This window comes from Nitrosomonas halophila (assembly GCF_900107165.1).
Lineage (GTDB): Bacteria > Pseudomonadota > Gammaproteobacteria > Burkholderiales > Nitrosomonadaceae > Nitrosomonas > Nitrosomonas halophila.
The window spans coordinates 1-12740 of the sequence record NZ_FNOY01000074.1 but is presented as its reverse complement, the minus strand read 5'-3'; the positions used below and the strand labels follow the sequence as shown (position 1 = coordinate 12740).

Below are 12740 nucleotides of genomic sequence, written 5' to 3'. Positions count from 1 at the left end.
GCCACCCGGTCCAACCGGGCAGCCAGCAAAAAACCACTTTCTTTGTAAGCCTACTTCCTCAACATATTCAGTGTCAAGAAATTTAAGGAGTGGAATAATAATACATTCTGGCCTTAGAAAAACCCCATCCAGCTTTCCCGTCTATTCGGTAGTTTCTTCTTCGGTTAAGTTATCGCCTACATAGATATCATTCGCCGATAATCTTTGTTTCTTGCGAAGATTATGAAATGAAAGCCCAGTGCCTGCAGGAATCAGTCTGCCTACAATCACGTTCTCTTTCAACCCACGCAAATCATCTTTCTTACCCATAATGGATGCTTCAGTCAGCACGCGAGTCGTTTCCTGGAATGAAGCCGCAGAAATGAACGAATCCGTGGACAGCGACGCTTTGGTAATGCCCAGCAAGACATACTCGTAGGTTGCAGGCAGTTTATTTTCTGCGACCAATTTCTCATTTTCAATCAGAACTTCTGCACGCTCCACTTGCTCACCAGGAATAAAGCTTGAATCCCCGGCATTTGTTATCTGAACCCTGCGTAGCATTTGCCGAACGATGACCTCAATATGTTTATCGTTGATTCTCACGCCCTGCAGACGATAAACATCCTGCACCTCATCGCTGATATAGCGAGCCAGCGCTTCAATACCTTGCAAGCGCAATATATCGCGCGGATCAATCGGCCCGTCAACAATCACCTCTCCCTTGTTGACCACTTGGCCATCATGCGCTGTAACATGCTTATCCTTGGGAATCAGGTACTCATGCGACACCCCATCAAGATCCGTGATCACCAACCGCTGTTTGCCTTTGGTATCCTTTCCGAACGTGACGGTTCCAGTCGCCTCGGCCAGGAAACCAACATCCTTGGGTACTCTCGCTTCAAACAACTCAGCCACACGCGGCAAGCCACCGGTAATATCCCGCGTTTTGGATGTTTCCTGCGGAATACGGGCCAAGACTTCACCTATACCGACCTGCTGCCCATCTCGTACCGTGATAATCGAGCCGACATGGAATGTAATTGTGACAGGCTGGTCGCTGCCTGCAATCTTGATCTCTTCGTTATTTTCATCCAGGAATTTGACCAGTGGCCGCAATCCCTTGCCCTGTGCGACATTACGCCGTTTAGGATCGATCACGACCAAAGTAGCAAGTCCTGTGATTTCATCGATTTGCTTGACAACGGTCGCGCCTTCTTCCACGTTTTCAAAGCGCACCCTGCCCGCATATTCAGCAATGATCGGCCGGGTATGCGGCTCCCATGATGCCAGAATCTGGCCGGCCTTGATTGCATCATTGTCATGAATAAGCAATGTCGCACCATATGGAATTTTATGTCGCTCGCGCTCACGTCCATTTTCATCCTGGATCATGACCTCCCCGCTACGCGAAATCACGATGAGTTCACTGCGCACATTCTTAACATAGCGGATATTGTGTGAATAACGCACAATACCATTAGACTTGCTCTCGACCTGACTGGCCACGATAGTCCTCGAAGCAGCCCCCCCGATGTGGAAAGTACGCATCGTCAGCTGCGTACCCGGCTCGCCGATGGACTGGGCAGCGATGACACCGACCGCTTCTCCCACGTTCACCATCGTCCCTCGTCCAAGGTCACGCCCATAGCATTTTGTACAAAGTCCGTATCGCGTTTCGCAAGTGAGTGGCGTCCGCACTTTCACTTCATCGATCCCGCATGCCTCTATCTTCTCAACCGCTTCCTCATCCAGCATTTCGCCAGCAGGATAAATAACCTGATTGGTATCCGGATCGATAATATCAGTTGCCGCGACACGACCGAGAATACGCTCGCGTAATGGTTCAATGACATCGCCACCTTCAACCAGGGCCTTCATCACGACACCATCTTCCGTGCCGCAATCATCCTCGGTAATCACCAAATCCTGAGTCACATCGACCAGACGACGGGTCAAGTAACCGGAATTGGCGGTTTTAAGCGCAGTATCAGCCAGCCCTTTCCTTGCACCATGCGTCGAAATGAAATATTGCAGAATATTCAAACCTTCACGGAAATTGGCGGTAATCGGCGTCTCGATAATCGACCCATCTGGTTTGGCCATCAATCCTCGCATACCGGACAGCTGACGAATTTGGGCGGCTGAACCCCTGGCGCCAGAATCAGCCATCATGTAGATGGAATTAAATGACTCTTGCATGACCGGTTTACCCTGCTCATCCAACTTGATTTCGCCAGTTTCGCGATCTCTGACCGGCTCGACACTCAATTGATCCATCATGGCCTTGGCTACCTGATCACCAGCACGTCCCCAGATGTCAACCACCTTGTTGTATCGCTCACCTTGCGTCACCAGGCCGGATGTGTATTGATTGGAGATTTCATGCACTTCCTGCTCTGCAGCGTGGATGATCTCCTCCTTCTGGGTAGGTGTCAGCAAATCATCCAGGCCAATTGAGATGCCACCGCGGGTTGCATAGGAGAAGCCCGAATACATGAGTTTATCCGCGAATATAACTGTTTCCCGCAATCCACACCGCCGGAAACTGGCGTTGATAAGCTTGGAAATTTCCTTTTTCTTGAGTGTTTTGTTGATGATTGAGAAAGGCAGTCCCGCCGGCAAAATTTCGGATATCAGTGCCCTGCCAACAGTGGTTTCATAACGTGTTGTGATGGTCTCGACCGCACCTTCTTCTCGCGAGGCATCATTTCTGCTTTCTTTGATCCTGACGACAATTTTGGCATTCAACTCGACCGCTTTGCTATCGTAGGCACGTTTCAGCTCGGAGATATCGGAAAAAATCATGCCTTCGCCTTGCGCCCCAAGTTTTTCGCGCGTCATGTAATAAAGACCCAATACGATATCCTGGGAAGGCACGATAATCGGATCCCCATTCGCAGGAGAAAGGACATTATTGGTTGACAGCATCAGCGTGCGGCATTCCATCTGAGCTTCCAGAGACAACGGCACATGAACCGCCATTTGGTCACCGTCAAAGTCAGCGTTGAATGCAGCACAAACCAATGGATGCAGTTGGATTGCCTTGCCTTCGACCAATACCGGCTCGAATGCCTGAATCCCCAGTCGATGCAAGGTAGGCGCCCGGTTCAGCATCACCGGATGCTCACGAATCACCTCTTCCAGTATATCCCAAACCACAGGACTCTCATTTTCGACTTCCCGCTTGGCGGCCTTAATCGTGCTGGCAATCCCCATTGTCTCCAATTTATTGAAAATAAATGGTTTAAACAGCTCCAGCGCCATTTTCTTAGGCAAGCCACACTGATGAAGCTTGAGCTGCGGCCCGACAACGATCACAGACCGGCCTGAGTAGTCGACGCGTTTCCCCAACAGGTTCTGCCGGAAGCGCCCGCCCTTGCCTTTAATCATATCCGCCAATGACTTCAACGGGCGTTTGTTGGCTCCCGTCATTGCCTTGCCCCGGCGGCCATTATCCAGCAGTGAATCCACTGCCTCTTGCAGCATACATTTCTCGTTGCGCACGATAATTTCCGGTGCGCGAAGCTCCAGCAATCGTTTCAATCGATTATTGCGGTTAATCACACGCCGATACAAATCGTTCAGATCCGAGGTCGCAAAACGGCCACCATCCAGTGGCACCAAAGGCCTCAACTCTGGCGGCAACACAGGCAGAACAGTCAATATCATCCATTCCGGCTTCATGCCCGATCTGTTGAATGCCTCGAGCACCTTGATCCGCTTGGCCATTTTCTTTATTTTGGTTTCCGAGCCTGTAGCCTGGAGCTCCCGACGCAGAGATTCAATCTCAGCCACGATATCCATCGTATTCAACAGGGCACGGACCCCCTCAGCGCCCATCGCTGCGCTGAAATCATCGCCAAACTCTTCCGTCTTGTTTAGATAGTCATCCTCTGTCAAAATCTGTCCGCGGGTAAGCGGTGTCATACCGGGATCCGTGACGACATAGGCCTCGAAATAGAGCACTCGCTCGATATCGCGCAGAGTCATATCCAATACCAGGCCCAAGCGGGAAGGCAATGATTTCAAGAACCAGATATGGGCGACAGGGGAAGCCAATTCGATATGCCCCATACGCTCACGCCGCACTTTGGACAGCGTCACTTCAACGCCACATTTTTCACAGATTACACCGCGATGTTTTAGGCGCTTGTACTTGCCGCACAGGCATTCATAATCCTTGACCGGGCCAAATATTTTTGCACAAAACAAACCATCCCTTTCCGGCTTGAAGGTACGATAATTGATCGTTTCCGGCTTTTTGACTTCACCATAAGACCACGAACGAATTTTTTCTGGAGAAGCCAGACTTATTTTTATTGAGTCGAACTCTTCTTTTTGCGTAACTTGTTTGAATAAATCGAGCAGTGCTTTCACGTGTCACTCCTGTGATTCAATGGGCAATCATGGAATAGGTTGCAATCCCTGACACTCAATTTTCCGACCATCAGCGTATTGAATGTACAGGGTTGCTCCTGATAAAAATAATTAATTCTGCTCTAGATCGATATCCATTCCCAGAGATCGGATCTCTTTGACCAATACATTGAAAGATTCTGGCATACCAGCCTCAATTTTATGATCGCCTTTGACGATACTCTCGTAGACTTTGGTCCGCCCGTTGACGTCATCGGATTTCACCGTGAGCATTTCTTGCAACGTGTAAGCCGCGCCATAGGCTTCCAGGGCCCAGACCTCCATTTCACCAAATCGCTGTCCGCCAAATTGGGCTTTCCCGCCAAGTGGTTGCTGTGTCACCAGACTGTATGGACCCGTCGAACGGGCATGCATTTTGTCATCCACCAAATGATGAAGCTTCAATACATGCATATAACCGACAGTAACAGGGCGATCGAATGCCTCTCCTGTCCGGCCATCGTACAGAGTCGTCTGGCCTGATTCCGGCAAATCGGCCAACGCCAGCATGTGCTTGATCTCTGACTCGTGCGCACCGTCGAATACCGGCGTAGCAAACGGCACGCCTGCAGTCAAATTTTCCGCCAGTTCCAGTACTTCTTGATCGTTCAGGGCAGCGATGTCTTCCTGTTTACCACTGTGGTTATAGATTTTTTCGAGGAAATCACGCATTTCTGCAGCCCGGCACTGAGATTTCAGCATTTCATTGATTTTTTTGCCGAGCCCTTTGGCAGCCCAGCCTAGATGCACTTCCAGTACCTGCCCAATATTCATGCGTGAAGGGACGCCCAGCGGATTGAGCACGATATCAACCGGCGTGCCGTCTGCCATATAAGGCATATCTTCTTCCGGTACGATTTTTGAAATCACACCTTTGTTGCCATGGCGTCCAGCCATTTTATCTCCAGCCTGCAATCGCCTTTTCACGGCCACATAGACTTTCACCATTTTTTGCACGCCAGGCGGCAACTCATCCCCCTGCGACAGTTTTTTCTGCTTTTCTTCGAAAGCAAGATCAAACATCTTTCTCTTTTGCGCAAGGCTGTCCTTGATCTGTTCAAGTTGAAGACTCGCCCCCTCTTCGATCAAACGAATATCAAACCAATGATGCCGATCCACACTCTCCAGATACTCCTGCGTGATCACCGACCCTTTTGCCAATTTTTTAGGTCCGCCTGTCGCAGCCTTTCCAATCAGCAACCGTTCCACCCGCTGGAAAGCGTCAGCCTCGACGATACGCATTTGATCGGCCAGATCCTTTTTAAAACGCCCGAGCTCGTCTTCGATAATCTGCTTGGAACGCTTATCTCGATCGACGCCCTCGCGGGTAAATATTTGAACATCGATGACCGTCCCGGATATGCCGGCAGGAACATGCAGGGAAGTATCCTTGACATCAGAAGCCTTCTCACCAAAAATCGCACGCAACAATTTTTCTTCGGGAGTCAGCTGAGTCTCGCTCTTGGGCGTAACCTTACCCACCAATACGTCACCTGCTTCGACCTCCGCACCGATGTAGACCACGCCGGATTCATCCAGGCGTGAGCGCTGACGCTCAGACAAGTTTGGAATGTCCGCCGTAATTTCCTCGGTTCCAAGTTTTGTATCGCGGCTCACTGCCGTCAATTCTTCGATATGGATCGAAGTGAATCGATCATCTGCTACCACCCGTTCGGAAATCAGGATCGAATCCTCAAAGTTATAGCCATTCCACGGCATGAAAGCGATCAACATATTTTGGCCAAGCGCCAACTCACCCAAGTCAGTTGAGGCGCCGTCGGCGATGACATCATCGCGCGCCAGTACATCACCCACTTTTACGATAGGCCGTTGGTTAATATTGGTATTCTGATTTGAACGGGTATATTTCGTCAGATTGTATATATCCACCCCGACTTCGCCCGCACGGGTCTCTGCATCATGTACACGAATTACGATACGGCCAGCATCGACATAGTCGACCACCCCGCCACGTACAGCACGGACGGCAGTGCCCGAATGCACAGCCACTACGCGCTCGATACCGGTTCCGACCAGCGATTTCTCTGCACGCAAGCAAGGTACGGCCTGGCGCTGCATATTTGAACCCATCAAGGCGCGGTTGGCGTCATCATGTTCCAAGAACGGAATCAGTGATGCGGCCACCGAAACGATTTGCGCGGGCGCGATATCCACGTATTCGATCTGCTCCCTGGCAGCCAACGTGAACTCGTTTTTATGGCGGCATGAAACCACTTCATCGACAAATGCACCGTCCAGCCCAAGATTGGCATTGGCCTGGGCGATGACATACTGACTTTCCTCGATAGCCGACAAATAGGCAATCTCATCAGTCACCTTAGCGTCCCTCACCAGTCGATAGGGGGTCTCAATGAAGCCATATTCATTGGTTCTAGCGTAAAGCGCCAATGAATTAATCAGACCAATATTTGGACCTTCCGGTGTTTCGATCGGACAAACGCGCCCATAATGGGTTGGATGAACGTCGCGCACCTCAAAACCCGCTCGCTCGCGCGTCAATCCGCCTGGACCCAGCGCAGAAATGCGTCGCTTATGCGTGATCTCAGACAATGGATTGGTTTGATCCATAAACTGCGACAGTTGGCTTGAGCCAAAGAATTCCCGCACAGCCGAGGAAACGGGCTTGGCGTTGATAAAATCATGTGGCATGAGATTTTCTGACTCGGCCTGGCTGAGGCGTTCCTTGACTGCCTTTTCCACCCGCGCCAGACCCGCTCTGAACTGGTTCTCTGCCAATTCGCCCACCGACCGCACACGACGATTGCCCAGATGGTCAATATCATCGATTTCGCCACGGCCGTTGCGCAACTCGGCCAATATTCCAATCACATCGATGATGTCTTCATTCGAAAGCGTCATGGATCCGGTTAATTCCCCTCGCCCCACGCGCCGGTTGAATTTCATCCTACCGACGACGGACAAATCATACCGATCAGGAGAGTAAAACAGGCCATTGAACAACGCCAATACAGCCTCTTCAGTCGGCGGCTCACCAGGCCGCATCATCCGATAAATCGCAACCTGGGCTGATGTTTGATCGGTAGTTTCATCGATGCGCAATGTTTGAGAAATATAAGGCCCATAATTAAGATCATTCACAAACAACGTATTGATCTTTTCGATTCCGGCTTGCTGAAGCTTGACAAGTACCGCCTCGTTAATTTCACTATTGGCCAAGGCGAGGATTTCACCAGTCTCCCTGTCAACCACGTCTTCGGCCAAAATTTTACCCAGCAGTAATTCTTCCGGAACCGGAATGCTTGTAAGATTCGCTTGCAGCATATCGCGAACATGTTTGGCGGTTATGCGTTTATCCCTTTGCACGAAAACCTTGCCATCTTCCGATACGATATCAAAGCTCGCCAACTCTCCACGCAAGCGCTCTGGTACCAGATCGAAAAAAATCCCTTTTTGGGAAAAAGTAAAATGATCAAATTCAAAAAACTCTGCAAGAATCTGCGCGGAGGAATAACCCATCGCTTTCAGCAGCGTCGTGACCGGCATCTTGCGGCGACGATCGATCCGGAAATAAATATAGTCTTTCGGGTCAAATTCAAAATCCAGCCAGGAACCACGATACGGAATGATGCGTGCGGAAAATAACAGCTTACCGGACGAATGGGTTTTGCCACGGTCATGCTCAAAGAATACACCTGGAGACCGATGCAACTGCGATACAATGACGCGCTCGGTGCCATTGATGACAAAGGAGCCGGTCTCGGTCATAAGCGGGATTTCTCCCATATAAACTTCCTGCTCTTTGACTTCTTTGACAGTTGGTTTCGACGATTCTTTATCCAGAATAGTCAATCTCACCCTGGCTCGCAAAGGAGAAGCATAGGTCAAACCTCGTTGCTGACATTCCTTAACATCGAACACTGGTGTACCCAGGGCATAAGAAATAAAATCCAGGCGAGCATTGTTGGAATGGCTTTCAATCGGAAAAACCGAGTTAAACGCTGCTTGCAACCCTTGATTTTTGCGCTTGCTGGGCGCAATCCTCTCTTGCAGAAAATTAGTATAGGATTCGATCTGGGTGGCAAGAAGAAATGGAAATGGTAAAATACTGGTACGTTTGGCAAAACTTTTACGAATACGTTTTTTTTCTGCAAACGAATAACTCATTAATTTTTCTCCGCGCGCTGAAGACATAGAACAGATTAAAAGGATATTTATTCGGTAACATGGCGTTTACATGGCACTTACTCGTCATTTGTTCTACAGATAAAAAATTAACTTCCAAAAAAGCAGTTAATTAATTACACTGATGAAATAAAGTACAATGATGCAGGTGTGTTCCCTCAGGCAAGTTTGACAGTAGGTAAGTCGTTAGCTGTTCGAGGCCAACCAACAAAACAATCCGCGCACATGCGGACCATTCAGTATACTTGAATTAAATAGAAAATGAGGGCTGGTGGCGTCGTAATACGCCCGCCAGCCCGGCATGAATTGCTTTATTTGATCTCGCAGCTCGCTCCAGCCTCATCAAGCTGTTTCTTGAGTGCTTCGGCATCTTCCTTGGAAACACCCTCTTTAATGGGCTTCGGTGCACCGTCGACCAAATCTTTCGCTTCTTTCAGGCCCAGACCTGTAACAGCTCTTACGACTTTGATGACATTGACCTTGCTTTCACCCGCAGAAGTGAGGATGACAGAAAACTCTGTTTGCTCTTCAGCCGCAGCGGCTGATGCAGCGGGGGCCGCAGCAACTGCAACTGCAGCCGCAGCCGCAGAAACGCCAAATTTATCTTCCATTTCTTTGATTAATTCGGACAATTCCAGAACGGTCATATTTGCAATTGCATCTAAAATCTCTTCTTTGGCTACAGCCATTTTTTTCTCCTGATAAAAATTAAATTCCAATTAAACTGTGTTATGAGCTGATCTCGTTACTCGAATATGGGCTACTTCTGATCGCGTACCGCAGCGAGTCCACGCACAAATTTAGTAGGCACTTCATTAAGTGTTCTAACAAACTTGGCAACGGGTGCCTGCATGGTTCCCAGCAGTTTGGCCAGCAACTCTTCTCTGCTTGGCAAGGCAGCCAAGGCGGCAACGTCCTTGTCGGTCATCACCATTCCTGCCATAGCCCCAGCTTTGATCACGAAACGGTCATTTGACTTAGCAAAGTCGTGAAGCACTTTAGCAGTGGCCACCGGGTCACTACCTATACCATAGGCCAGAGGTCCGACCATTTGATCAGCCAGACCGGAAAAAGGTGTGTTTTCAACTGCTCGCCTTACAAACGTGTTTTTAATAACCCGAAAATAAATCCCAGATTCACGCGTTCTAGCCCGCAGCTGAGTGAACTGACTGACGCCCAATCCACGATACTCTGCGATAACTATGGCCTGTGCCTTGGCCACATGGTCACTCACCTCTGCAACTTTTGCTTTTTTTTCCTCGAGATTATGACTCAAAATAGACTCTCCAATTAGAATTCGGCCCAAAGCATACCGTTATCACAACGATAGTAGCCTTACATTTAAATACGGCGACCTTTAATCAGGAGAATATTTTTCCACCCTGCTTATGGGCACGCCATCTGCGTTGGGTTTGGTTACGCAAACGCCTAGCTGGCTACATGTTGATACAAATAAGCGGATCTAATTTAAAAGCTGATTTCAATTCAATTGCAGTACATAAAATCTGCTTCAACTCCACTCCGCATATCCAATGCTACTCAACCTGCACTTCGCGCAACCACTATTAAGCTAGATTCTGCTTAGCTATCTGATCAGACTGCCAGCAGAACTCAAGCCCCAACGGTCTTTGATAACCTACTGATAACAGAATTATCAGTAGCCCAAAGTTCTTTAATATTACTGAACCAAACCCGCGTGATCAACACGCACGCCTATTCCCATAGTGCTGGAAATTGCCATTCTTCTCAGATACACACCCTTTGAAGTTGCAGGCTTGGATTTATTCAAGGCATCTACCAATGCAATAATATTTGCCTTAAGCGCATCGACATCAAACGATGCTCTACCCACAGTACAATGCACGATACCGCCTTTATCAGCTCTGAACTGTATTTGCCCAGCTTTGGCATTTTTGACTGCAGTCGCCACATCAGGTGTTACCGTGCCAACTTTAGGATTCGGCATCAACCCTCTCGGCCCCAGGATCTGACCAAGCTGGCCAACGATTCGCATGGCATCTGGACTGGCAATAGCCAAATCAAAATTGATTTCACCCGCCTTGATTTGCTCAGCCAAATCTTCAAATCCGACAATGTCCGCACCCGCTTCCTGAGCTTCCTTGGCTTTTTCGCCCTGCGCAAAGACAGCCACCCGAACCACCTTTCCTGTTCCTGATGGCAACACAACTGATCCACGCACGACCTGATCGGATTTTCTTACATCAATTCCAAGATTTACCGCGATATCTATCGATTCATCAAACTTGGCAGTTGCTGTTTCCTTAACGATTGCGAGTGCTTCGGCGAGTGGATAAACTTTGGTGGGCTCGATTTTTTGAGCGATCGATTGATAACGCTTGGAAATTCGTGCCATTATAGTCCCTCCACCTCAATACCCATGCTTCTAGCACTTCCGGCAATCGTCCGAACCGCCGCATCCATATCGGCTGCGGTCAAATCCGTCATTTTGATCTTGGCAATCTCTTCTGCCTGGCTACGGGTCAGTTTACCCACCTTGTCTACGTGAGGCTGCGCACTGCCTTTACTGACACCTGCAATTTTCTTGATCAACACCGAGGCAGGTGTGGTCTTCATGACAAAAGTGAAGCTCTTGTCAGCGTAAGCCGTGATCACTACCGGCACTGGCAGACCAGGCTCCATCTTCTGGGTTGCGGCATTAAATGCCTTGCAGAACTCCATGATATTCAGCTGTCGCTGACCCAGCGCAGGTCCAATAGGAGGACTGGGATTTGCCTTGCCAGCTGGCACTTGCAACTTGATATAACCTATAATTTTCTTAGCCAAAATTCGCTCCTTTTCGGGTGCAATCGAACGCCAGGCGCTCTCCCCTAATGATTATTCAACCTAAATTCTCTTTTAATACACAACAAGACTGACACGATAAAAACTTGGATAGGCACAAATGCCTCTGTGAAACAAATTATGCTTTCTCGACTTGATGGAAATCCAGCTCAATGGGTGTTGGCCGCCCAAATATAGAAACCGATACCCTAAGCTTACTTTTATCGTAATTGACCTCTTCCACACTGCCATGAAAATCGGTAAATGGGCCTTCTTTAACACGCACAGCCTCTCCCGCCTCAAAGATAATCTTTGGCTTGGGCTTTTCTACACCTTCTTTCACCTGATTCAGGATGCTTTCGATTTCTTTCTGACTGATTGGCACCGGCTGAGTCATGGTGCCGCCCACAAATCCGGTCACCTTCGGTGTCCCCTTTACCAAATGCCAAGTTTCATCGCACATTTCCATCTCGATCAAGAGATAGCCCGGAAAAAACTTTCTCTCACTGATACTTTTCTGACCACTCTTGATCTCCACCACTTCCTCTACTGGCACCAGTATCTCTCCGAACCGATCTTCCAGGCCATGAAGCCTTATTCGCTCTTCCAGCGCGCGCTTGACACTTTTCTCAAATCCCGAATAGGCATGAATGGCGTACCATTTCTTACTCATATTCCACCTGGATCATTTTCAACCCTCCTGATCCATGACGTTCCTTACGATCATCATCAAGCCGGCATCAACCAACCACAAAAAGATTGCCATCGCCATGACAAATGCGAAAACCACACCCGCCATCTGCAACGTTTCCTTTCGGGTGGGCCAAACCACCTTTTTGGTCTCGTCGATCGAATCTTTGCTGAACGCAAACAAGCGCCTGCCTTGCGTGGTAAACATGGCCACCGTGACCGCCAGGGCAAACCCCAGCAACAACGATACCACTCTGATGACCATTGGACTGTCGCGCAGCACATAAAAGCCTACCACGCCAGCCAATCCCATTACTACTGCCAATCCAAGCTTAACCTTGTCCACTCATCCAATCCCTGGAATTGCTTTTAATTAATGATTATTCAACCACAACAAGAATAGACCGCATAAATATGCGGTCCTTCTTTCTTATCTCGCCATCTAGTCAAAACGAGATGACTTGATATGTATTCTGGCAGGCCAGGAGGGCATCGAACCCCCAACCTTCGGTTTTGGAGACCGACGCTCTGCCAATTGAGCTACTGGCCTAAATTGCGGATACAAAACTGTGCTCACAAACAACAGCGAGCTTACTCTATAACCTTGGCCACCACACCGGCACCCACTGTCCGACCGCCTTCGCGGATGGCAAAGCGCAAGCCTTCATCCATTGCAATCGGTGCTA

9 protein-coding genes and 1 tRNA gene are annotated in these 12740 nt (G+C 49.0%); all 10 read right to left on the bottom strand.

The window, feature by feature from the left end:
• Positions 1-141: 141 nt before the first annotated feature.
• A complete protein-coding gene (rpoC, locus tag BLV85_RS12735) occupies positions 142-4359 on the bottom strand; it encodes a DNA-directed RNA polymerase subunit beta' (RefSeq protein ID WP_090415624.1) in 4218 nt (1405 codons plus the stop codon).
• A 111-nt stretch (positions 4360-4470) separates the two neighbouring features.
• Positions 4471-8544 carry a DNA-directed RNA polymerase subunit beta gene (rpoB, locus tag BLV85_RS12730; protein ID WP_090415623.1) on the bottom strand — a complete coding sequence of 1358 codons (4074 nt, stop codon included), beginning with the start codon at positions 8542-8544 and terminating at the stop codon, positions 4471-4473.
• A 329-nt stretch (positions 8545-8873) separates the two neighbouring features.
• A complete protein-coding gene (gene rplL / locus BLV85_RS12725) occupies positions 8874-9251 on the bottom strand; it encodes a 50S ribosomal protein L7/L12 (RefSeq protein WP_090415622.1) in 378 nt (125 codons plus the stop codon).
• 71 nt (positions 9252-9322) lie between these two features.
• Positions 9323-9838 carry a 50S ribosomal protein L10 gene (gene rplJ, locus BLV85_RS12720; protein ID WP_090415621.1) on the bottom strand — a complete coding sequence of 172 codons (516 nt, stop codon included), beginning with the start codon at positions 9836-9838 and terminating at the stop codon, positions 9323-9325.
• A gap of 402 nt (positions 9839-10240) precedes the next feature.
• Complete coding sequence (rplA, locus tag BLV85_RS12715; protein WP_090415620.1) at positions 10241-10936, bottom strand: 50S ribosomal protein L1; 696 nt, start codon at positions 10934-10936, stop codon at positions 10241-10243.
• Positions 10936-11367 carry a 50S ribosomal protein L11 gene (rplK, locus tag BLV85_RS12710; protein ID WP_090415619.1) on the bottom strand — a complete coding sequence of 144 codons (432 nt, stop codon included), beginning with the start codon at positions 11365-11367 and terminating at the stop codon, positions 10936-10938. The genes rplA and rplK overlap by 1 nt, the downstream gene beginning before the upstream one ends.
• Positions 11368-11503: 136 nt before the next feature.
• Complete coding sequence (nusG, locus tag BLV85_RS12705) at positions 11504-12037, bottom strand: transcription termination/antitermination protein NusG (protein ID WP_090415618.1); 534 nt, start codon at positions 12035-12037, stop codon at positions 11504-11506.
• 18 nt (positions 12038-12055) lie between these two features.
• Entirely contained in the window at positions 12056-12400 is a 345-nt protein-coding gene (gene secE, locus BLV85_RS12700) for a preprotein translocase subunit SecE (RefSeq protein WP_090415617.1), read from the bottom strand.
• A gap of 128 nt (positions 12401-12528) precedes the next feature.
• Positions 12529-12604, bottom strand: a tRNA-Trp gene (locus tag BLV85_RS12695).
• A 41-nt stretch (positions 12605-12645) separates the two neighbouring features.
• A partial coding sequence (locus BLV85_RS12690; protein ID WP_483869871.1) for an EF-Tu C-terminal domain-related protein occupies positions 12646-12740 on the bottom strand: 95 nt, incomplete at its 5' end.

Coding starts and splice junctions, on each gene's coding strand:
- rplL (WP_090415622.1), bottom strand. CDS start 9,251: ATGGCTGTAGCCAAAGAAGAGATTTTAGATGCAATTGCAAATATGACC.
- rpoB (WP_090415623.1), bottom strand. CDS start 8,544: ATGAGTTATTCGTTTGCAGAAAAAAAACGTATTCGTAAAAGTTTTGCC.
- nusG (WP_090415618.1), bottom strand. CDS start 12,037: ATGAGTAAGAAATGGTACGCCATTCATGCCTATTCGGGATTTGAGAAA.
- rplA (WP_090415620.1), bottom strand. CDS start 10,936: ATGGCACGAATTTCCAAGCGTTATCAATCGATCGCTCAAAAAATCGAG.